Annotated in this window: 21 protein-coding genes and 1 pseudogene; 17 read left to right on the top strand and 5 right to left on the bottom strand. The window is 65.4% G+C overall.

Annotated features, from left to right (window positions below):
* The first annotated feature begins 31 nt into the window (after positions 1-31).
* From AWB70_RS16875 to AWB70_RS16855, 5 genes are all read left to right on the top strand, one after another.
* Complete coding sequence (locus AWB70_RS16875; protein ID WP_053570574.1) at positions 32-1,234, top strand: FAD-dependent oxidoreductase; 1,203 nt, start codon at positions 32-34, stop codon at positions 1,232-1,234.
* Entirely contained in the window at positions 1,231-2,031 is an 801-nt protein-coding gene (locus tag AWB70_RS16870) for an SDR family oxidoreductase (RefSeq protein ID WP_060854108.1), read from the top strand. The genes AWB70_RS16875 and AWB70_RS16870 overlap by 4 nt, the downstream gene beginning before the upstream one ends.
* A gap of 54 nt (positions 2,032-2,085) precedes the next feature.
* Entirely contained in the window at positions 2,086-2,829 is a 744-nt protein-coding gene (locus tag AWB70_RS16865; protein ID WP_053570576.1) for a maleate cis-trans isomerase family protein, read from the top strand.
* Between the two features lie 44 nt (positions 2,830-2,873).
* A complete protein-coding gene (locus tag AWB70_RS16860; protein WP_041732624.1) occupies positions 2,874-4,226 on the top strand; it encodes an MFS transporter in 1,353 nt (450 codons plus the stop codon).
* Between the two features lie 116 nt (positions 4,227-4,342).
* Positions 4,343-5,515: a porin gene (locus AWB70_RS16855; RefSeq protein ID WP_053570577.1), complete on the top strand. Its 1,173-nt coding sequence runs from the start codon at positions 4,343-4,345 to the stop codon at positions 5,513-5,515.
* An 11-nt stretch (positions 5,516-5,526) separates the two neighbouring features.
* Here AWB70_RS16855 and AWB70_RS16850 read toward each other — a convergent pair whose 3' ends face one another.
* Positions 5,527-6,186 (bottom strand): GntR family transcriptional regulator, encoded by a 660-nt coding sequence (locus AWB70_RS16850; protein WP_014193539.1) that lies wholly within the window; start codon positions 6,184-6,186, stop codon positions 5,527-5,529.
* Between the two features lie 126 nt (positions 6,187-6,312).
* On the opposite strand from AWB70_RS16850, the gene AWB70_RS16845 reads away from it, so the two are divergent.
* The 10 genes from AWB70_RS16845 (at position 6,313) to AWB70_RS16800 (ending at position 15,548) form a co-directional block, all read left to right on the top strand.
* The gene (locus AWB70_RS16845; RefSeq protein ID WP_053570578.1) at positions 6,313-6,525 is read left to right on the top strand and encodes a hypothetical protein; all 213 of its coding nucleotides are present in this window, start codon (positions 6,313-6,315) and stop codon (positions 6,523-6,525) included.
* Positions 6,522-8,012 carry an amidase gene (locus tag AWB70_RS16840; protein ID WP_053570579.1) on the top strand — a complete coding sequence of 497 codons (1,491 nt, stop codon included), beginning with the start codon at positions 6,522-6,524 and terminating at the stop codon, positions 8,010-8,012. Before AWB70_RS16845 ends, AWB70_RS16840 begins: the two co-directional genes overlap by 4 nt.
* Positions 8,013-8,014: 2 nt before the next feature.
* On the top strand, positions 8,015-9,211 hold the full coding sequence (locus AWB70_RS16835; RefSeq protein WP_053570580.1) for a CaiB/BaiF CoA transferase family protein: 1,197 nt from the start codon (positions 8,015-8,017) through the stop codon (positions 9,209-9,211).
* A complete protein-coding gene (locus tag AWB70_RS16830) occupies positions 9,208-10,017 on the top strand; it encodes an enoyl-CoA hydratase (RefSeq protein WP_053570581.1) in 810 nt (269 codons plus the stop codon). The genes AWB70_RS16835 and AWB70_RS16830 overlap by 4 nt, the downstream gene beginning before the upstream one ends.
* A 57-nt stretch (positions 10,018-10,074) precedes the next feature.
* A complete protein-coding gene (locus AWB70_RS16825) occupies positions 10,075-11,067 on the top strand; it encodes an ABC transporter substrate-binding protein (RefSeq protein WP_087086291.1) in 993 nt (330 codons plus the stop codon).
* Between the two features lie 2 nt (positions 11,068-11,069).
* Entirely contained in the window at positions 11,070-11,936 is an 867-nt protein-coding gene (locus tag AWB70_RS16820; RefSeq protein WP_082378151.1) for an ABC transporter permease, read from the top strand.
* A gap of 28 nt (positions 11,937-11,964) precedes the next feature.
* Complete coding sequence (locus tag AWB70_RS16815; RefSeq protein ID WP_014193545.1) at positions 11,965-12,714, top strand: ABC transporter ATP-binding protein; 750 nt, start codon at positions 11,965-11,967, stop codon at positions 12,712-12,714.
* 4 nt (positions 12,715-12,718) lie between these two features.
* Positions 12,719-13,591, top strand: coding sequence for a polysaccharide deacetylase family protein (locus AWB70_RS16810; protein WP_053570583.1), 873 nt, complete (start codon positions 12,719-12,721; stop codon positions 13,589-13,591).
* 16 nt (positions 13,592-13,607) lie between these two features.
* Complete coding sequence (locus tag AWB70_RS16805; protein WP_053570584.1) at positions 13,608-14,447, top strand: HTD2 family dehydratase; 840 nt, start codon at positions 13,608-13,610, stop codon at positions 14,445-14,447.
* 168 nt (positions 14,448-14,615) lie between these two features.
* The gene (locus AWB70_RS16800; protein WP_143281650.1) at positions 14,616-15,548 is read left to right on the top strand and encodes a hypothetical protein; all 933 of its coding nucleotides are present in this window, start codon (positions 14,616-14,618) and stop codon (positions 15,546-15,548) included.
* A gap of 506 nt (positions 15,549-16,054) precedes the next feature.
* Here the strand turns inward: AWB70_RS16800 and cpaB are convergent.
* From cpaB to AWB70_RS16780, 4 genes are all read right to left on the bottom strand, one after another.
* On the bottom strand, positions 16,055-16,960 hold the full coding sequence (cpaB, locus tag AWB70_RS16795) for a Flp pilus assembly protein CpaB (RefSeq protein WP_053570586.1): 906 nt from the start codon (positions 16,958-16,960) through the stop codon (positions 16,055-16,057).
* 33 nt (positions 16,961-16,993) lie between these two features.
* Positions 16,994-17,452, bottom strand: a complete 459-nt coding sequence (locus AWB70_RS16790; protein ID WP_053570587.1) for a TadE/TadG family type IV pilus assembly protein — start codon at positions 17,450-17,452, stop codon at positions 16,994-16,996.
* On the bottom strand, positions 17,449-17,943 hold the full coding sequence (locus AWB70_RS16785; RefSeq protein WP_053570588.1) for an A24 family peptidase: 495 nt from the start codon (positions 17,941-17,943) through the stop codon (positions 17,449-17,451). The genes AWB70_RS16790 and AWB70_RS16785 overlap by 4 nt, the downstream gene beginning before the upstream one ends.
* A 172-nt stretch (positions 17,944-18,115) precedes the next feature.
* The gene (locus AWB70_RS16780) at positions 18,116-18,292 is read right to left on the bottom strand and encodes a Flp family type IVb pilin (protein ID WP_045456609.1); all 177 of its coding nucleotides are present in this window, start codon (positions 18,290-18,292) and stop codon (positions 18,116-18,118) included.
* Between the two features lie 573 nt (positions 18,293-18,865).
* Here AWB70_RS16780 and AWB70_RS16775 point away from each other — a divergent pair.
* Positions 18,866-20,501, top strand: a pseudogene (locus tag AWB70_RS16775) (collagen-like triple helix repeat-containing protein).
* 132 nt (positions 20,502-20,633) lie between these two features.
* Positions 20,634-22,352 carry a ShlB/FhaC/HecB family hemolysin secretion/activation protein gene (locus AWB70_RS16770; RefSeq protein WP_053570590.1) on the top strand — a complete coding sequence of 573 codons (1,719 nt, stop codon included), beginning with the start codon at positions 20,634-20,636 and terminating at the stop codon, positions 22,350-22,352.
* Positions 22,353-22,439 lie beyond the last annotated feature (87 nt).

Below are 22,439 nucleotides of genomic sequence, written 5' to 3'. Positions count from 1 at the left end.
GATTGACGAACTCAGCTTCAGGAAATCACCTATGTGGGATGTTGCGGTGATCGGCGCCGGGCCGGTCGGGATGTTCACCACGTTGGCGCTCGCGCGCCGCGGATGGCGCGTCGCCCTGTTCGAATCCTATCGTCAGGTGCCGACCGAGAATCGCGCCGCCACGATTCATTCGTCGACGTTGTCGCTGCTGGACGAAGCCGGCCTCGTCGAGGATGTGCTCGCGCAGGGCCTGCGCGCCGATCTGTTCCAGTGGCGCGATTTCGTGTCCGGCGAAGTGGTCGCCGAATACGATTTCGGCCTGCTGCGCGACGAATGCGCGTTCCCGTTCGCGGTGCAACTCGAACAGCACAAGCTCGTCAATCTGATCCGCCCGCGGCTCGAGAGCGAGCCCAGGGTCGGCTATTTCGGCGCGATGACCGTCGAGCGCTTCGTCGAACAGGACGATCGCGTCGTGCTGGACGCGCGCAACGAAGACGGTCCGCTGCAATGCGAGGCGCGCTACGTGATCGGCTGCGACGGCGCGCGCAGTCTGGTGCGCAAGTCGCTCGGCATCGAATTCGAGGGCCACACGTTCCCGGAAAAGTTCGGCGTGGTGACGGTGAAGCACGACTTCGCCGCGTCGATGGGCTTTCGCGTGCGCAATTATCTGTCCGACGTCGACTGCTGGTTCGGCATCTTCAAGGTACCCGGCGACAGCCCGGAAGGCGTGTGGCGCACGACTTATCCCCTGCAGCAGGATCTGCCGGCCGACCGCGACGCGGCGCTTGCCGATGTCACGCGCGTCTATGAGCGCTATCTGCCGAGCGCGGTGGGCGCGGACGTCACGCAGATCAACACGTACAACGTGCATCAGCGCGTCGCGGCGCGCTTCCGGCAAGGCCGCGCGATGCTCGCCGGCGACGCCGCGCACGTCAACAACCCGCTCGGCGGACTGGGCCTGAACAGTGGCATCCACGACGCGGTCAATCTCGCCGGCAAGCTCGATGCCGTGCTGAAAGGCGCGTCCGACAGTCTGCTCGACCTGTACGAACGCCAGCGTCGCGGCCCGGCGATCCAGTACGTGCAGGCGCAGTCGATCCAGAACAAGAGGGTCATGGAAGAACGTTCGCCCGAAGCACGCGCGGCCAATCAGCGCGCGATGCGCGCGACCGTTGCCGACCGCGATGCGCATCTGAACTATCTGCGCCGCGCATCGCTGTGGACCATGCTTAACGACTCGCTGAGGATCCAATGAGCCACACGCCCTCTCCCGTGTTTCGCGCCGACGCCTGCGCGAACCGGTTCGTCCTGATCAGCGGCGGCAGCAAAGGCATCGGGCTCGCGTGCGCGCACGCGTTCGTCGCGGCCGGCGCGCGCGTCGCGCTCATCGGCCGGGATCGCGCCGCGCTCGACGCCGCCGTCGAAGCGATCGGCGGCGCGCGCGCATTCGGCCTCGCGCACGATCTCAGCGCACCGGACGCCGCCGAAGCGGTGCTCGCCGAGCTTGCGCAGCGCGGCGAAACCGTCGACGTGCTCGTCAATAGCGCAGGCAGTTCGGCTGCCGGCCCGTTCCTGACGCTGCCCGATCAGGCATGGCACGACAGCTTCGCGCTCAAGATCATGGCGACCGTGCGTCTCGTGCGCGCGGTCCTGCCGGGCATGATCGCCCGGCAGGCGGGGCACATCGTGTCGATTGCCGGCAACAGCGCGCTCGGGCCCGACGCGACCATGCTGCCGAGCGTGATGGCGAACGCGACGCTGATCGCGCTGACGAAGGCGCTCGGCGATGCCCATTCGGCCGACGGCGTACGGCTCAACTGCGTCAACCCCGGCCCGACGATGACCGGCCGCCTGCGCGGCATCATCGCCGCGGCGGCAGCGCGCGAACAAATCGAGCCGGCGGCGATCGAAGCGCGTCTCCTGGCGAAGACACCCTCGCGCCGTTTCGCGACGCCCGACGAGATCGCGGCGACGGTGCTGTTTCTATGCAGCGGCGCAGCGCCCAATCTCGTCGGCACGCAACTCACCGTCGACGGCGGAGCGACCCGCTAGGCAGGTTCCACCCATCATCGGCCTGATTCAAACCCATTAAAGAGGAATACTAGCGTGTCTGACACCACCGGATACCGCGCCAACATCGGCGTCATCGTGCCGTCGTCGAATACGACCGTGCAGCCCGAATGCGACGACCTGCGTCCTTACGGCATCACCAATCACATCGGCCGCGTCACGGTGAAGACCGGCAGCATCGCGGATCCGGCGGCGTATCGCGCGCACGTCGAGCTGATGCGTCAGGGCATCGGCGGCGCGATCGATCAACTGATGACCGCGCCGATCGACCATCTGATCATGGGTGTCGCGATCGAGACGTTCCAGGGCGGCTACGAAGGCGCGGCGCGCTTTCGCGAGCAGCTCGAAGCGCAGGCGAAAGTCCGCGTGACTTTCGGCTCGGAAGCGCTGGTCGCCGCGCTGCGCAAGTTCGGCGCGCGGCGGATCGCGGTGCTGACGCCGCATCAGCCCGAAGGCGATGCGATCGTGCAGACCTATTTCGAGGAAGCCGGCTTCGAGGTCGCACGCCTGCTCGGCCTCAAATGCGCAAAGCCCACGGATATCGCCCGCGTGCCGCGCGCGACGCTCGCCGCCTCGGTCAACGAACTGAATGGCGACGACGTCGACGCGATCGTTCAGGTGGGCACCGCGCTCGCCATGGCGCCGGTCGCGATCGCGGCCGAACTGATGCTCGGCAAGCCCGTGCTCGCCATCAATCCGACCTCCTACTGGCATGCGCTGCGCACGCTCGGCCACGAAGACCGCAACGATCGCGCCGGCCGGCTGATGCGCGAATTCTGACGACCGGTTCGCGAACCGCTTTTTCCTCTTGCCCACTGCCCGACATGACGCCCGACACTACCCTGAACGTCAACGCGCTGATCGACCGCTCGCGCATCTCGCGCATGCAGTACGCGATCTACTTCCTCGGCGCGCTCGCGTTCGGGCTCGACGGTCTCGACACGCAGATCATCGGCTATATCGCGCCGGCCCTGCTGGATGCGTTTCATGCCCCGCGCGCCGTGCTCGGCGAACTGTTCTCGTCGGGCCTGATCGGGCTGCTGATCGGCTCGCTCGCGATCGGTCCGTTCGCGGACAAGTTCGGCCGCAAGCGCGTCATCATCCTCTCGGTGGCGAGCTTCGGCCTGTTCACGTTGATCTCAGCGTTCTCGTCGACGATCGGCGAACTCGTGATGTGGCGCTTCATCACCGGTCTCGGACTCGGCGCCGCGATTCCGAACATCATGGCGCTCGTGGCCGACTACTGCCCGGCCAAACGGCGAGCGACCGTCATCATGCTGGTCGCCGCCGCGAACGCCGCCGGCGCGACGCTGGGCGCGCTGCTGGCGAGCGTGCTGCTGCCGCAGTGGGGCTGGCGCGCGATGTTCTATTTCGGCGGCATCGCGCCGCTCGTGCTCGCGGTGTTCCTCTGCTTCTACCTGCAGGAGTCGCTGTCGTGGCTGATCGTGCGCAAGCGCGCGCCCGAACTCGTCGCGCGCCTCGCCGCGAACATCGGCGGGCCGCTCGGCGGCGTGCGGCTGATCGCGGAAGGCGAGCAAGGCGTCGACTACCGGACGTTCCTCACGCGCTACATGCGCGAGCCGCGCAACGTGATCAACACGCTCGCGATCATGGTCATCTACTTCATGGTGATGTTCGAGATGTTCTTCATGTCGAGCTGGATCACCACGGTGCTCGTCGAGAACGGCATGCCGATCCGCACGGCCATCCACACGTCGAGCCTGTTCCAGACGGGCGGCTTCGTCGGCATGATCCTGATCGCGTTCTTCGCGGCGGGCAAGGACATCACGCGGCTGTTCACCGCGATGCTGCTGGCCGCGTGTCTCTCGATCGTCGTCACGTCGTTCACGCTGCACGGCACGCTGCCGGTCATCAGCGCGATGCTCTTCATTACCGGCTTTCTGCTGGTGCCGTGCCTGCCGGGCGGTTCCTCGATCGTCGGCCGCACCTATCCGGTCGCGATCCGCGCAACCGCGTTCGGCGCGGCCTACGCGGCAGGCCGGCTCGGCTCCGTCTTCGGCCCGCTGTTCGGACAACGATTGCATGAGATGGGCGTGCCGAGCGAGACGATTTTCCTGGCCGCCGCGCTGCCCTGCCTGATCGCCGCGCTCGCGGTGCTGGTCGTCCATTACAACACGACGCGCAGGCCCAGCGGCATGCTGCCCGCCACCAAATAGACCATATCGCGCCGGACCATCTTCATCGGCGCGTTCCCAAACAGATTTGATCAGTATCCCGAACAAGCCGCGTCGGTGGCTTGCTCGCGAGTTCCCACGCCTATCGAGCCGAGACTATGAAGAAGAATATTCCGCTGGCAGCCGCGCTGCTGGCCTTTGGCGCCACCACGGCCCACGCGCAGTCGAGCGTCACGCTGTATGGCGTGATCGACGAAGGGTTCAACGCCATCAGCAACTCGGGCGGCCATCGGCTCTACAACATGACCAGCGCGGTCGTCAGCGGCTGGGGCGTGACCGGCGCCGAAGATCTGGGCGGCGGCTACAAGGCGATTTTCAAGCTGGAAAGCGGCTTCGAACTGAACAACGGCACGCTCGGCCAGGGCGGGCTGATGTTCGGCCGCACCGCGTATGTCGGCATGTCGAGCCCGTACGGCACGGCGATGCTGGGCCGTCAATACGATCTCGTCGAGGATTACGTGGCGCCCTTCGCCGCGCTCTCGGTGTTCGGCGTCTACACGATGGGCCACCCCGGCGGCGTCGATGACATCAATCACACGAACCGCATCAACAACGTGCTTCGCTACGAGACGCCCGACCTGCGCGGCTTTCGCTTCGGCGCGATGTACAGCCTCGGCGGCGTGGCCGGTTCCTTTTCGCAGAACAGCGTGATCGGCGCGGCCGGAAGCTATGTGCGCGGCCCGTTCAGCGCCGCGGTCGCCTATCTGCGCGCGAAGGACCCGAACTACTCGGTCTGGGGCAGCGTGGGCGACAGCGGCTCGAAGTCGCCGGCCACCGGCGGCTTCTTCGTTTCGCCGGTCTATTCGGGCTATGCGTCGGCGAACGCGTATCAGGTGATCGCGCTCGGCAGCGCGTATCAGATCGGCCCCGTGACGCTCGGCGCGGTCTATACGAACACGCGCTTCGAGGATATCGGCACGCTGAACACGGGCAAGCTCAATCTCTACAACTATCACGGCGATGCGCGCTTCGACAGCGCCGAGTTGAACGTGCGCTACCTCGCGACGCCCTCGCTCAGCTTCGGCGCGGCCTACAACTACACCTGGAGCGACGGCCCGCGGGCGGACATCGGCGCGCACTATCACCAGGTATCGCTGATGAGCGCCTATCAGTTCTCCAAGCGGACCAGCGTGTATCTGGGCGTCGTCTATCAGCGCGCGGGCGGCACCGATTCGACCGGCAAGGCGGCGAGCGCGTCGATCATCGGGCTGACGGCGTCGAGTTCGGACACGCAGACGGCCGTGCGCGCCGGCCTGCGCGTGCGCTTCTGACGATGCCGCCTTCAGCCAAGCAGTTCGCGCGGCAGGTTGGCGATCAGGTCGGCCACGCTGCGCGCGCCGTGATCGGGGCTCAGATGCTGCTGCATCGCGAGCGCGGCACGCTGCGAGTCGCGCGCGACGAAGGCATCGACGATCTCCTGATGCTGCAGATAGGACGCCTGCACGCGGTTCACCGCGCCGAACGCGTGCCGGCGATACGCGCCGGTGCGTGCGCGCATGCGCAGAATGTCCTGACGCAGATACGGGTTGCGCGAGCCGTGATACAGCTTCTCGTGAAACGCCAGATTGCCGGTCTGCCAGCCTTCCGCGTCGTCGGCATCGACCACGGACTTGAGCGCTTCATGGTGCAGCACGAGCTCGCCGCGTTCGGCGTCGGTCATCCGTTCGCACGCGAGGCGCGCGCAAAAGCCTTCGAGCTCCGCCAGCAACTCCCACATGGCCAGCAACTGCTGCAGGTCCATCTTGGCGACCACCATGCCGCCGCGCGGCAACGCGCCGAGCAGCCCTTGCGCCTGCAGTTGCAGCAAGGCCTCGCGGACCGGCGTGCGCGACACGTCGTAACGGTTCGCCCATTCGACTTCGTCGACCGGATCGCCAGGCAGCAGTCGGCCATCGCGCACCAGTTGTTCGATTTCCTGGCGGATTTGTTCGCTGACCTTCAAATCGGTGCCCCGTGCAAAAAAAAGATGTGTTGGCTGAATTGTCGCATCCCTTTTTGATATACGATAGAACATCGTAAATATATTTATAGACGTCATCACGATATGAACGCAAACGGAGACGAATCGATGCGCGACTTGCCGGCCGATGTGCCGGATGCGCAGGCCGTCGCGGCGGCGTTCGCGGCATGGGGCGTCGACTTGCCGGATGCGCGCGCGGCGTCGCTGGTGCGCGCGATGCGTCGGCTGGCGCCCGCATCGGGCGTCGCGGAAGCGTCTATCGATGCGCGCGACGCATGGTTCGACCGTTTGTTCGAGGCCGCGCTGCGGGACGCGCGATGAGCACGCGCCTCGATCTGCCGCCGACGCTCGCCGGCCTGCACGCCGCGTTGACGCGCGGCGAATTCAGCGTCGCCGAAGCGCTCGCGGAGCAGCATCGGCGCTGCGCGGAGAACGATCTTCGCTGGCACGCCTGCGTGCCGGGCACGTTGCGCGATGTGGGCGGCGGCATCGATGCGCGCGCGGATCCGACCGCATTGCGGCCGCTCGCCGGCGCGTTCCTGCTGCACAAGGATGTGTTCGACGTTGCCGGACGCCGCCCCGGCTGCGGCGCATTGCCCGACGCGCACGCCGCTCGCGATACGGCGTCCGTTACCGCGCCGGTGCTTCGAGCGCTGGCCGCGGCGGGCGCGGCGTATGGCGGCGCGCTGACGCTCGCCCAATACGCGTGCGGCGCGACCGCCGAGAATCCGGCGCACGCCTGCCCCGTGAATCCGCTCGACGCCGATGCGATGGTCGGCGGCTCGTCGAGCGGCAGCGCGGTCGCGGTGGCCGGCGATCTCTGCTATGCATCGCTCGGCACCGACACCGCCGGGTCCGTGCGCATTCCGGCCGCGAGTTGCGGCCTCGTCGGACTAAAAACCACGGCCGGCGCGCTGCCCGCGGCGGGGGTCATGCCGCTCGCGGCGTCGCTCGACAGCGTCGGCGTGCTCGCGCGCAATTCGGCCGACGCGCGGCGCGTGTTCGCGGCCGCGGCATCCCTCGACGAAACGGTTGACACAGCGGATGCGGGCGCGCCGATGCGCATCGTGAGCGCGTATGAAGACGACGCGCTCGACACCGACATCGGCGACGCGCTCGAAGCATTCGAAGCCGCGCTTGCGCGTGGTCTCGCGCCGGGCGTCACGCTGCAGCGCGCGGCTGAATCGGCGCGCATCGACGCGGATCGGCGCGAGCGCTGGTCCCGAAGCGCGCAGACGATCCTGCATGCGCAGGCGGCTCGCGTTCACGCGCCCCGTCTGCGCGAACGCGGCATCGATGCGCTGCCCGCGCCGATGCAGGGCGTCGTGCTGCCCGGCATCGCGCTGCCCGGCGCGTGGGTCGCCGCCGCGCACCGCGCACGCGCACCCGCGCTCGCGGACGTGCTGCGCGAATGTTTCGGCGACGCCGACGCGCTGCTCTGCCCCGCGCTGCCTGTCGCGCTGCCGGACCGCGACGTCGTGCATACGGACGGCCCGCGTTTCTCCGTGCATGCGCTGCTCGCGCTGCATCGCCATACCGCGTGGGTCAACTATGTCGGCTTGCCGGCGATCGTTTTTCCCATCGGCGCCGATCGCCGCGGGCGTCCCGTCAGCGCGCAGCTGATCGGCCGGCCGTTTCGCGAATTGCAGTTGCTCGCGCTCCTGGGGCGACTCGAAGCCGCGGGCATCGCCTCGTCGTCACTCTGGCCCGCGCGCGCCGCTTCAGGCGTTACTGCCGGCGCCTGTGCGCCGGTTTCATCATCGTTCGTTGCGCCGCGCGAGCGGCCTGCTCCTCGTCTTCAGGATTAGTCATGCCCAAGATTTGCGCTGCTGCCCCGTTGTCGCGTTTCCGTGTTCTCGATCTGTCGCGTGTGCGCGCGGGCCCGACCTGCGTGCGCATGCTCGCCGATTTCGGCGCGGATGTGATCCGCATCGAGCCACCTCCGGGCATCGATCCGAACGAAGCGATGTTCGCGGCCGACCGGCTTTCGGGCGATTTCCAGAACCTGAACCGCAACAAGCGCTCGCTGACGCTGAACCTGAAAACGCCCGAAGGCCTGGAGGTGTTCAAACGGCTCGTCGCCGAGGCGGATGTGGTGGTCGAGAACTGGCGTCCCGATGTCAAGCAGCGTCTGGGCATCGACTACGACACGCTCGCCGCCATCAATCCGCGCATCATCCTCGCGAGCATCTCGGGCTTCGGGCAGGACGGACCGTACGCGTCGCGCCCGGGCTTCGACCAGATCGTGCAGGGCATGGGCGGACTCATGTCGGTGACGGGACTTCCGGGACAGGGCCCGGTGCGCGCCGGACTCGCCGTCGCCGATTCGAGCACCGGCCTGTACACCGCGATCGGCATTCTGACCGCGCTGCTCGAACGCGAGGAATCGGGACGCGGCCAGTGGCTGCATGCGTCGCTGCTGCACACGCAGATCGCGATGATGGACTTTCAGGCCGCCCGCTTCCTCAACGAAGGCGACGTGCCCGTGCAGGCCGGCAACGATCATCCGACCAGCTCGCCGATGGGCCTTTTCGAAACCTCCGACGGTCACGTGAATCTAGGCGCGTCGGGCGAAGGCAACTGGAAACGCTTCTGCGACGCACTCGACATGCCGCAATGGTCCGGCGATCCTGAGTTCGCGACCGAGAAACTGCGCGTGAAAAATCGCGACCGGCTGAATCGCGAGATCCAGCAGCGTTTCGCCGAGCGTCCCGTCGCGTACTGGGTGGAGATGCTGAACGCGGCCGGTGTGCCGTGCGGACCGGTATACACGGTGCCGCAGATGTTCGACGATGTGCAGATCCGCCATCTGAAGGTGGCAGACACCATGCGGACGCCCGATGGCATCGAACGTCACTACATCACGCAGCCGGTGCGGCTCGCCCGCACGCCCGGCACGCTGGCGCGATCCGCGCCGGGCTGGGGCGAGCACACCGACGAACTGCTCGTGGAAGCCGGTTACGACCAAGACGCCATTGCGCGGCTGCACGAAAAGGGCGTCGTATGAGCACGCACCGCGATAGGTCCGAACCCGGCACGGTGCGCATCGAACGCGATGGCGCCATCGCGCATGTGGTGCTTTCGAACCCGGCGCGCTACAACGCGATGTCGCTCGCGATGTGGCGCGGCCTCGCCGATGCGCTCGACACGCTCGGCGCCGACGCCGCCGTCCGCGTGATCGCGCTGCGCGGCGACGGCGAGCGCGCGTTCGTCTCGGGCGCCGATATCTCCGAATTCGGCGAGCAGCGCAACGACCCGCGCGGCGTCGCGCTTTACGACGAAGCGGTCGCGCGGGCCCAGCGCACGCTCGCCGATACGCCGAAGCCGACGCTCGCCTGCATTCGCGGCGTCTGCATGGGCGGCGGCATCGGACTGGCGCTGGCCTGCGACCTGCGCATCGCCGCCGCCGACACGCGCTTTCGTATGCCGGCCGCGCGGCTCGGGCTCGGCTACGCGCTCGCCGGCATGGAGCGCGTGGTCGGCCAGATCGGCGCGGCCGCCGCGACCGAGCTGTTCTATCTCGCGCGCACTTTCGACGGCGCCGAGGCGCTGCGCATGGGCCTCGTGCACCGTGCGTACGCGCCCGACCGCTTCGATGACGAATGCGCCCGCTATCTCGCCGATATCGCCGGGAACGCGCCGCTCACGCTTCATGCGGCGAAACTCGCGATCCGCGAAGCGCAGCGCCCGCCCGATGAGCGCGATGAAGCGGCCGTCGATCGCGCGGTGCGCGCCTGCTTCGACAGCAACGATTATCGCGAGGGCCGCGCCGCCTTCGCCGAGAAACGGCCGCCGCGCTTCACCGGACATTGACTGGACGGCCGCGCGAGTCGCGCCGTCATGAAATTGCTTGCGAACAAGGAGACACCCGTGAAATCCCTGCTGCGCTTCATCTGTACCGGACTGCTGGCCCTGTGCGCGTCGCATCCGGCGTTCGCGCTCGCGCCCGAGCCCGCGCCACTGCCGCAACCCGTGACGCTGACGATCGGCTACGTGAAAGTCGGACATCTTGCGCCGATGCTGAGCGTCGCCGACACGCTCAAGAAACTCAACGTGATCGTCAAGCCGGTCGAGTTCGTCCGTTACGCCGATGCCCGCACCGCGTTGCTCTCAGGCAGCGTCGATATCGGCGCGGTCGGTCCGGGCGATCTGCCGATCGTGCTCGCGCAAGGCAATACGAACCTCGTCGGCCTGACCGGCGTGGCGGCGTCGTCGAAGTATCTGGTCGTGCGCAAAGGCGTACAGATCAACGACTGGAAGGACATCGAAGGTAAGCGCATCGGCATCGCGCCGGGCTCGGCCGTGTGGTTCCAGTGGGCCGCGACCCTGACCGAAAAAGGCATTCCGTACAAGTCGTTCACGGCCGTCAATATCCAGGGCGGCGGCACGGCGTTCGTGCAGGCGCTCAAGCGCGGCGACATCGACGCATTCCTGTGCTGGGAGCCGTTCGAGTCGCAAGTCGTGAGTTCGGGCGACGGCTACTTCGCCAAGCAGATCGAATACGGCCATTCGAAGGCCGTGGGCGCCGAGCTCGGCATGCTCGCCGCCACGAGCACCGCGATGAGCACGAAACGCGAAGCGATCCAGCGCTTCCTGTGGGCCTATCTGAACGCGCAGGACACGCTCGCGAAGGATCCCGAGGCCTTCGCACAGGCGTATTCGCGTTATGTCGGACTGCCGCTGGATGTGACGCGCCCATCGGTCAAGCTGATCCAGCTCGGCGGCGTGCTCGACGCGGCGCAGATCAAGGCGCAGGCCACCGAATTCCACAAGCTGGGCGTGATTCCGAAAGACGTCAGCGGCGAAGTGGGCAAGTATTACGACGACTCGCTCGTCAAGTCGCTGCAACGCGGAGGCACGTGAACATGAAAACCAATGCCCTTTCGATGAACCCGCCGAAGCCACCCGCCACGCCCGGCGCGAACGGCCGGCCGGTCGCGCGGCGGTTGCTGCACGCGGCGCTCGGCGCGCTCGTGCCGCTCTGCGTGCTGCTCGTCTGGCAATGCGCCGCGAGTTATTCGAGCGCGCTCGCGGGTCTGCTGCCCGCGCCGCTGCAGGTGCTCGACGCGTGGCGCGTGTGGATCGCCGGCAGCGATCCGCTCGGCATGAACGCCTATGCGGGCACGTGGCTCTCGAACCTCGCATATTCGGCGACGCGCGTCGGCGAAGGCTTTCTGCTCGCCGTGCTGTTCGGCATTCCGCTCGGCCTGATGATCGGCTGGAGCCGGCTGGCCGCGCGCATGGTCGATCCGCTCATCCAGGGATTGCGGCCGATTCCGATCACCGCATGGCTGCCGTTTTCGATCGCGGTATTCGGTATCCGCGACATGGGATCCATTTTTCTGATCTTTCTCGGCGGCTTCTATGCAATCGTCGTCAACACGACGCAGGGTGCGCGGGAAGTCGACCGCAATCTCGTGCGCGCCGCGCTGATGATGGGCGCGCGCCCGGCGCAACTGCTGCGCCGCGTGGTGCTGCCCGCCGCGATGCCGTCGATCTTCACGGGTCTGCGCATCGGCCTCGGGATCGCGTGGACGGCGGTGATCGTCTCGGAGATGGTCGCGGTGAAGTCCGGCCTCGGCTATGTGCTCTGGGACGCGTATTACGTCGGCCGGATGGATATCGTGCTGGCCGACATGGCGAGCATCGGCGCGCTCGGTTATCTGAGCGACCGCATCCTGGTGCTGATCGCGAATCGCGTGCTGGTGTGGCGCGCACTGCAAAGTCATTGAGGACGCAACCATGATGAATGCCGTTGCAATGCCGACCATCGACGCGCGCCGCGTCGGCAAGGTCTACGCGGGCAAGACGCCGGTCAAGGCGCTGGTCGATATCAATCTCGAAGTGCGCGAAGGCGAGTTCGTCGCGCTGCTCGGGCCGTCCGGCTGCGGAAAATCGACGCTGCTCAATCTGATCGCCGGGTTCGAGCCGGTCAGCGACGGCGACCTTCGCGTGGCCGGTACGCCCGTCGCGCGGCCGGGGCCCGACCGCGGCGTGGTGTTTCAGGACGCGGCGCTGTTTCCGTGGCTCTCGGTGTGGGAAAACGTCGTCTTCGGCCCGAAGACGCAAGGCGTGCCGCGCGCCGAATACGAGCCGCGCGCGAAGGAGATGATCGAGCTGACCGGCCTCGCCGACTTCACGCATCATCTGCCGGTGCAGCTTTCGGGCGGCATGCGCCAGCGCGTGGGCATCGCGCGCGTGCTGACGATGGGCTCGAAAGTGCTGCTGATGGACGAGCCCTTCGGCGCGCTCGACGCGCAGACGCGGCTGACCATGCAGGAGCTGCTGCTCTCGGTGTGGCAGCGCCTGCGCACGACGGTCATTTTCGTCACGCACGACATCGACGAAGCCGTGTTTCTCGCCGATACCATCTACGTGATGTCGGCGCGCCCGGGCAGCATCGCGAGCCGCATCGAGGTGCCGCTCGCACGGCCGCGCACGCTCGAGGACACGACCTCGGCAGAGTTCAACGCGCTCAAGCGCAGCATTCTTCATCAAATCCGACACTGAAGACATGGCCAATCCCCGCACGCCCTATTTCTTCTCCACCGAACGCCCGCCGCTGACGCCGCCGCCGGGCGGTCCGATCATCGCGCACGTGGTCGTCAACGTCGAACACTGGCAGTTCGAGCAGCCGATGCCGCGCACCATCATCACGCCGCCGCACGGCAAGGAAACCGTGCCAGACGTACCGAACTTCAGTTGGGCCGACTACGGCATGCGCGCGGGTCTGCCGCGCATGATCGGCGCGCTGGTCGAACGCGGCCTGCCGGCATCGACGAGCTTCAACGCGGGCGTGATCGACGCGTATCCGCGCGCGGCCGAAGCGATGCGCGATGCAGGCTGGGAATTCATCGGCCACGGGCTGCATCAGAAGTCGCTGAACCACGGCGGATCGGAAGCCGAGGTCATCGAGCAGACGCTCGCGAAGATCGGCGCGTTCACCGGCGCGCGGCCACGCGGCTGGCTGAGTCCGGGCTTGCGCGAGACCGTCGAGACGCCGGAGCTGCTGAAGGCCGCGGGCATCGAATACGTGTTCGACTGGGTCATCGACGATCTGCCGACGTGGCTGCGCACCGAACATGGCCCGCTGCTGTCGATGCCCTACAACCTCGAACTGAACGACTCGATCATCTACGCGGTCGAGAAGCATCAGTCGGACGAGTTCCTGATGCGCACCCAGCGCACGCTCGAACTGTTTCGCCGCGAGGCGCAGAAGCAGCCGCGCGTCCTGACCATTGCGCTGCATCCGCATTTGATGGGCGTGCCGCACCGCTTCGGTTCGCTGGAGAAAATCCTCGACTTGTTGATGGCGACGCCCGAAGTGACGTTCATGACGGGCGGGCAGATCGCGGACTGGTATCGCACGCAGGTCGATGCCTATTGAACGGCTGCCACGACACATGACCACTCCGCACGCCACGGCAAACGATCGAACCGAAATCGCCAACGATATTGTTGCGCCGAGTTCGGTGGCCGCCCTCGCAGCAACGCTGGACTACGACACGCCACCGGGAAAGGGCACGCTTCCGCTCTTGTGGCACTGGATCTTCTTCCGGCCGACTGCCAGGCAATCATTGCTCGGCGAGGACGGGCATCCTCTCAAAGGTAACTTCTTGCCGGACCTCGGGCTGCCGCGCCGCATGTGGGCCGGTGGACGTCTGCGCTTTCCGTCTGCCGTGCGAATCGGCGGCGCGATCGAACGCCAGTCACGCATCGTCAGAGTCGAAGAGAAGCGCGGCAGATCCGGCAAGCTCGGGTTCGTAACGGTCAGTCACCGCGTTACGTCGGGCGGCGTGGTCGCAATCGAAGAGGAGCAGGACATCGTCTTTCGAGAACCGGCACAACCCGGTACGCCCTCGCCGGCCCCTGCCGCAGCCTCGACGACCTCGCTGTGGCACCGAACGATCGTTCCGGACGAACCGCTCCTCTTCCGATATTCCGCGCTTATCTTCTTCGCCCATCGCATCCACTACGACAAGCCGTACACGACCGGGGTCGAGGGCTATCCGAATCTCGTCGTTCATGGCCCGCTCATCGCCACGTTGCTGATGGACCTGTTGCGGCGCGAGCAACCCGACGCGCATGTGCTTGAATTCTCCTTCAAGGCACTTCGTCCGAGTTTCGCTGGCAATACGCTCAATCTGCGTGCTCAGCCGTCCGAAGACGGAAAAACGGTCGAACTTTGGTCGCACGATCACGAAGGCTGGCTGACGATGTCCGCACGGGCGAGCTTGGCTTAATCGCACGAACGATCTGCTGTCGAAATCCTTTCGCGTGCTTCCCGACATCGTACCGCCGCGCTGTCGGGAATGGACACGCAAGTCATAGGTGAGTACGATAATTCAGGCAGCATCGCAAGTAAGCAGTTGTGCACGGTCACTTAGTCGAACCTTTTCCAGATTGACATCGTGAGCACGCTGACCCGATCCCGCTCAGTTCTTGCATGCATTGCTGTCGCGGGATGCATCGGGATTGCCAATCGACCATTCGCTCTTGAATCGCACGCCGCGTCCGAAACGGCGGTAACCGCATCCAAACCCTCGACTGGTACAAACGTCATACTTATCGGGCTGTCGTCCGTGCTCGAGTATCCGCAATCGTTGCTGGAAGATTCCGCACTTTTTTGCGCACGGTTCGTCATTCGAAGTTTTACCGGGACCGTAAAACGTCTTCGCCTAACGACATCCGGCATAGGCGGCGCGCGCCTCGCGGAGTTGAGCGCAATCGAAAAGAAAGGCGGCTGCAGTAATACAGACCTGTCCCGCGCGCTGGATACCCTGACGTTTAGCGACGTAAAAGATTCGGGACGTGTAATCGAACTCATTATTCCAAAGGAAGCGTTCCCCGACACTTCGTCGGGCTCGAAGGGTAAGTTGATCTGGCTTGCCGACGACAATCCGGCGAAGGAATTCTCGGTTGTCTTGCAACGCGAAAGCTACAGTTCACGGGTCAAGGCACTTCTTTGGTTTATCGGCATTTTCTTACCGGTACTTCTCACGGCGGTAATTGGTTTGCTCGTGTATCGAATCCAGAAGCGTGGCGACGTTAGCATTACAGAAAAGGGAGATTTTCAGAAATTCAAGAATGAGAGAGCAGGTGAGCTAAAAAAATTCTTTGGAGGAGGCCTCTACAAAAATATCCGGCTTACGGAAGACGCTGATGACTATCGCAGAATGATGGAGCGTGAACTTGCCAATCTGAACATCTTCTCATTCTTGCCCAGCGATTCGCGGGAACAGTTGCTCGGTTTCCTTCGCAAGGGAGAGAGGGAAAAAGTGGACAAGAAACTGGCAGCAGCGTTCCCCGAGTACCGCAAAGAGATCGAATCATCCTCTCATTGAGCGAGAAACAGCGATGAAACAACAGGTCCTTGAGAATATCTGGAAGCTGCGCACGGATCCGTTTTATCCCGAGGTCGATGCGAACGGACAGACGCTCCAGAAGAAAGCGATTGACCGCAGCCTCAATCCGCTCATCGACAAAAGAGCGGTCAGTTACTACTACGATATTTACGACTGGACCGCTAGTGATCTTGTGCGCGATCTTTGTGAACGCGAGGTGCTTCGCATCTTTCCCACGACTCGAACGCTGCCGAGAAATTTGCCGCTGATGATCATCCTGTCCGGGTCAATGGGCACCGGCCTCGATTCTCTCGCTAATCTCATCGTTCACAAAATCAACCTGACGTCCGACGAACCGCCGATTGTCGTCGACGTACAGTTGCAAGGCCGGAAAAAGTCCGACAACGTTTCATATGTCGGACGAAAGATCGCAATGAAAATGCGGCTGGATAAAACACTGGCCCTTGACTCGCTTGCACAATCCATGGAGACCGAATATCAGAGGGTCAGCAAGGAGTTGAGCGGAAAGGACGATGCACTTCGATGTCGTCGCCTTTCACTGCGGGCGCGGCGCGCGGCTTATCGACGGGACGCGCCGCCATGCGCGCGCCCGCCAGCGTGCCGAGCGACAGACCGGCCGCTGCCCGCGCGGCGCCGCTGTCGGATGTCGCCGCTGCGTGGAGCGGCGCGAAGGCGTGCGGCGGCGGCATGTCGTCGTCGGCGGCGTTGCGCAGCGCGAGCACGACACGGCCCGCGCTTTCCGCAAGCGTGAGCGCATCGACATCGGCAGTGCGGATCGCGAGCACCGCCGTGCGCGGGCTGCCCTGATTCACGTTTTTGTCCGCGCTCGCCTTCGAACCGATCGACGCATCGCCCATGCTCAGCACGCGCACTTTCGACAACAGCAGACGCACCTGCGTCGCCGCGATCTCGGCCGTGCCGTTCGCCGCGCCGCCCTCGCGCTTGAGCGTGAAGAACACGTCGACGTAATCGCCCGGACGCACGTGATTGCCGACCGCGTTGGTCTCGTCGATATGCACGGCCACCGCGCGCTCGCCGGGCGCGACGAGATCGGCGAGACCGTCGGTGAGCGCCTCGGCGGTCAGCGGCGTGCCCTGCGGAATGGCGGCGAGCGGCACGCGGCCGACGAGCGCGGCCGGCTCAGCGAAGACGCCCGGCGCGGGTTCGGCCTGCATGCGCACAGTCAGCGCATTGACGTCGAGCGCTTTGCCCGCGGGCAGTTCGCGCGCGGCGACCACGACCGGCGTGAGACGCGCGGATGTCGCCAGCGCCGGTGCGGGCGCGGGTGCGTCATCCGGGACGGGCTCGCGCACGAGCATCACCGCGAACAGGCCGAGCATGAGCGCGAGCAGAAACAGCAGGACAGCGAGCGTACGGGTGAAATTGGCCATGGCGTCAGAGGTGAGGGATGCGAAGGCACGCGCTCATAGCACGTTGTCCGGATCGAGCTGAACCATCGCCCGGGCGATGAGCGAACCGGGCAGCGCGAGTCCGAAGAGCGGCAGCGTCGGCACGAGCGGCCGTTGCGCGTAGCCGTAATTGAGCGTCACCTGAATGCAGCGCAGCGACGCGTCGTAGGTGCAGGGCGCGGGCGCGGCGCTGCATTGCGCGGCGCTTGCGAGCCAGTTGGTCAGGTTTTTCGCCGTTTCGCAGGCGGCGGTGGCGCGGCGCGCAAGGGCGTCGTCGACGGTCTGGGCGTTGGCCTGGAAACGCAGCGCGGCGCGCGCGCCCTCCTCGGCCGCGAGCGTCAGCGACTGCTGCGCGACGAAGATGATGCTGTACGTGACGATCGCGTAGAACACGACGAAGAAGAGCGGAAACACGATCGAGAACTCGATCGCCATGTTGCCGCGCTGTGTCTTCCTGACCGTTCGGCGCGTCATGGATGCGCTCCGAGCGTGTGCAACGAAAGATGTCCGAGCGCGGCGAGCGCCAGCAACGCGCCGTACGGAGTGCTGTTGCGCCGGCGTTCGGCGAGCGACGCCGATTCGGGCAGATCGCGCAACGCGTAGGCGGTGCGGCGGCGCGCGAGCAGTACGAGCGCGTGGATGCCGGCCGCGAGACTCGCTGCGACCCAGATGCCGACGAGCGCGCGCGGACCGCACCATGCGCCGAGCGCGGCGAACGCCTTGACGTCGGCGGCGCCCATCATGCCGAGCACGTAAAACGGTATCAGCGCGACAAAGCCGGCCGCAAGCCCGAGCAGCGCGAAGCCGAGCGTCGTATCGAAAGGCGAGATGCGCGCCGCCGCGAATGCAAGCGCGCACATGGCGCCCAGCACGACGAGCGCATTCGGAATCAGCCTGCGCCGCCAGTCGAATAACACGATGGCGAGCGCCCAGGCGATAAATAACGCGGATTCAATTGAAAACATATCGAGCCGAATTTCAGGCAAAAGCAATCCGCCATCCGGTTATTCCGGATGTTTTTTAATCGATTAAACCGATCGGCAATAACATCCCCGCACCGGAACGAGCCGGCGCATTGCACGTTGGAATTAATCGATCAGGCGGTTACGCCGAATATCGGCGCATGCGGATAGGCACTTATGTGGCGGTTTTCGCGAGTTCCGCCTTGATTGCCTGGAACGTGCTCTTAAGTTGAGTCGCGACATCGCCTACCGCCGTCATGATGCCCAGTGCCAGCACACCGGCAATCAACCCGTATTCAATGGCAGTAATCCCGCGGCGATCGCGGATGAAATGAAGAATGCTTGCTCTCATTTTTGTAGCCCTCGGATGGTTCTACTTCTGGCCGCATCGTCCAGCCGCATTCCCCGCCGGACAAGGCCTATACGGCAGCCCGGCCCGGTACGATACGCGACCGGCATTTCAACTCTCGGTTTTATAGTTGCCCGTGCGCCTGTCAGCGGCGCATCGTGAACATTTGCTGTATGACGTTTATAACGCAAGGCTATCTCGAAATCAATTATCGTCTGATCTAATGTTTCCTCGGCAGCAATCGAATAACTGCGTTGCGGCAATGGAATATGAAATATCAGTCAACGACTTCATTTTGCCTACGCAGCGTGAAGTATCTACCTGCTTTTTAGCAGCCGATAACCCCATGCGTAACCCGGCGCGGCGTAACGCGATTTGCGGAACGTAACGTTACGAGAGCGATCGCGGTGAACAAATAACGACGTTGTCGAAATTGCCTGAATCCAGCTCAAAGGCTTGTCCCGTCTGAAGAAAGCGGGAACGGCAAGGCATCGTCGCGTGCCGCCGTCAGTGCGATGGCACACCTAATGCAATTAATGGCTCGCGGTTTGTTCAATACAAGAGATCGAGGGCTAAATGCATACGAGCAACATCGGACATGACGTCCTGCGCACATCCATCGCCGCGGCGGCGGTCGCGAGCCTGCTTGCGCTGAGCGCCTGCGGCGGATCCGGAACGATGAGCAAGTCGGCCGGCGCCAGCGGCTCAGGTTCGGAAACGATCTCCACCGGCGACGGCAGCGCTTCGGGGAGCGGCGGTTCGGGTGGCGGTTCGGGTGGCGGTTCGGGTGGCGGTTCGGGTGGCGGTTCGGGTGGCGGTTCGGGATCGGGTGGCGGCTCAGGGACGAACACCGGCAGCAATGGTGGAAGCGGAAGCGGTGGAAGTGGAAGTGGCGGCGGATCGGGCGGCGGTTCAGGGACGAACACCGGCCGCCACGACTCAACCAGTCGCCGCAGTTGTGGGGAAAGCGGGCAATGTGGTGTCCGCGGTTGGCGACACGGTCAACGGCACGGGCACGGCGATCAGCTCGACGACCGCGCCCGGTGTCAGCGCGGACACCGCGAAGGCCGCCGGCGATGTCGTATCGAACACGGGCGCGGCCGTGTCCACGCTCGGCGATGGCGTCGCGGCCGGTCTCGGCTCCATCGGCGCCAGCACGAATCCGGTTGGCACGACGGTGGGTAGTCTCGGCGGTGTCGTCGAGAACACGGGTGCGGCCGTGTCGAGTGCGGGCACGCTCGTGTCGAGTCTTGGCAGCGGCACACTGTCGCCGCTCGCGCCGGTGACGACGCCCGTCGGCGCGATCGTCGGCATCGCGGGCAATGCCGTCACGCAGACGGGCGGCGTGCTCGGCGACACGCTCACCAGCGCGCCCGTCTCACAACTCACGCGGACCGCGAGCCAAGCGATCACGCCGATCACCGCACTCGTCGGCTCGACGACGCAGACGGTCGGCGCGGCGACGGGACTCGGCAGGCCCGTCAATAACCTGCTGACCACGCTCGGCGGCACGCTCGACAACGCGGGCAAGAGCATCGTCGGCACGGGCGGCAATCCGGTGACGGCGGGCGTCGGCAATCTCGTATCGACGACAGGACAGACGGTCGCCACGGCGGGCGGGCTCGTCAATGGCAAGCCGGGCGCAAGTCCACTCGCGCCGTTGACGGGCGTAGTAGGCGGACTGACAGGCGCGACGGGCGGAACGGGCTCGGGCGGCGTGCATGCGCCCGTGACGAGTCTGGTCGGCGCACTGACCGGCGGAAGCGCTCCGGCTACCGGCGGCGTGCTCGCGCCCGTGGCAGGCGTTGTTGGCGGGCTGACCGGTGGAAACGCTTCGGCTACCGGCGGCGCGCTTGCGCCCGCGACCGGACTTGCTGGCGCACTGACCGGCGGAAGCGGACCGGCTACCGGCGGCGTGCTTGCGCCCGTAACAGGACTTGTTGGCGGACTGACCGGCGCGCCGGGAGGCACGACGGGTTCACCGGGCGGTGCCGGTTCGGTGCTCGGCACGGTGACATCGATCACGGGCGCGGTCGGCGTGACCGTCGCCACCTCGCCGAATTCGGCAGCGGCGGGCGCGGGTGCCGGCGCGGGCATCTCGACGACCACGGCCAGCAACAGCGCGAACACGGCCAGCGGCACGAACAACGGCGGCGTACTGGGCGCGGTCGGCTCGCTCGTAGGCGGCGTGCTGGGAGGCACGCGGCGATAACGCTTGTTCGTACGGGGAAGCGGTCCGCTTCCCTGCCCTCCTCACAGCTATCGACAGCCATAACGATATACGACGAAGAGCGCGGCGGACCCGCACCGCACGACGCTCTCGCAATCCTACGAGGGCAACACAATGAAGATCCGTGACTGGACACGGGCGCTCATGCTCGCCGCGTTTGCGGCGGCCGTTCCATCGCATTCCGTCCACGCGCAAACCGCGCCCGCGCCCGCGCCGCGCGCGAATCTCGGCGGCAATCCGCTCGACGCCCTGCCACAGGTGAACGCGCCGCCCAAGCCGCCCGTCTCCGTGAATATCGCGCCGCCCGCGCCCGCGCTCGATACGCTGCTCGCACGCCATCTCACGCCGGGCAAGATCGAGATCGAAGGCGTGAAAGCGCTGCCCTTCGATCAGATCGCTGAGCGGTTCAAGCCGCTCGTCGGCAAGGACGTGACCATCGGCCAGTTGATCGATGCCGCGAATGGCGTCAGCGCGCTCTACAAGGAACGCGGCTATGCCCTCTCGTTCGCGTTCATTCCGGCGCAGACGTTTCAGGATGGCGTCGTGCGCGTGACCGTCGTCGAGGGCTATATCGACAAAGTTGTCGTAAAGGGCAACGCGGGCGCAGCGGAGAAGCGCATTCGCGCCGTGGCCGCGCAGATGCAGAAGGACCGGCCGCTCACGCAGGCGAATTTCGAACGCTACATCAACGTGCTCGGCATGATTCCGGGCGTGAAGGCGAAGGCCACCGTCGCGCCGCCACAGAACACCGATGGCGCGACGACGCTCGAACTCGATGTCGAACGCAAGCCGTTCAATGTAAGCACGGGTATCGACTTCAATCATCCGGGCGTGCAGGGCATTCTGAGCGCGACGGAGAACGGCATGCTGGGATTCGGCGAATCGCTGACGGCCTCCGCGCTGCTGCCAAAGGGCCGCGACGACCAGACCTACTACGCGCTGAACGGCACCTTGCCGATTGGCGCCGACGGCTTTACCGCCAAGGTCGATGCCTCGCATTACCATGGCCATCCCGTCGACAATCCGGGGCTGCCGTCGACGATCGAGCGCACGGTCGTCAACGACAAGCTCGCGTTCTCCGCCGTGTATCCCTTCATGCTGAGCAATACGCGCAGTCTCGTTGGCACAGCGATGATGTATGCATCGCACGACGAGGACCGGCTGAAGAACACGGTCGTCGCGGGCAATCCGTATCTGGCGCAGCGCTCGCAGGTGCGCGTCGCGCAGGCACAGCTCGACTATGTCGGCCTCGGCACGGGCGTCGTGCGGCGCGCGAGCTTCAATGTGGCGAAGGCGTTCGACGTACTCGGTGCATCGAAGAGCGCGCAGACGAACATTGCGGGTTATGCGCCGGTCAATCCCGTGTCGCTGACTTTCGTGCGCACCGGCGCAACCTATACGCAGAGCGACGAATGGCCGTGGAAGATCGGCACGGTCGTTTCGATGACCGGCCAGTATTCGCCCGATACGCTGCCGACGTCCGAGCAGATCTCCTTCGGCGCGCAGCGTTTCGCGCTCGGTTACCAGCCGGGCGAGGCGTCGGGCGACTCGGGATGGGGTGCGTCTTTCGAGGTGAACCGGCCCGTCGACATCGGCATGACGTATCTGAAGGCGTTCACGCCGTATGTGGCAGTGGACGCCGCGCGCGTGTTTTTGCACGGCGGCACGGCGAATCCGCGGCGGCTGTCATCGGTGGGCATCGGCTTTCGCGTATCGGATACGAAGCACTACAGCATCGATCTGTCGGTGGCGAAAGCCGTGGGCGATGCGCCGGTGGAAAGCGCGTCGCGTAGTCCGCGGATCAATGCGACGTTGTCTTATCAGTTGGATTGATGCGATGGCTCATGGTGTCTGGAGAATGGAAGGGACTCCCCACGTCTCGAAGCCGTGAGTCGGCATCGATGTGCCAGGATGAAGTTG

Origin of the sequence: Caballeronia cordobensis (assembly GCF_001544575.2) — a bacterium.
Taxonomy (GTDB): Bacteria; Pseudomonadota; Gammaproteobacteria; order Burkholderiales; family Burkholderiaceae; genus Caballeronia; species Caballeronia cordobensis.
The sequence above is the reverse complement of the archived record's forward strand: the minus strand, read 5'-3'. Positions and strand labels throughout refer to the sequence as shown.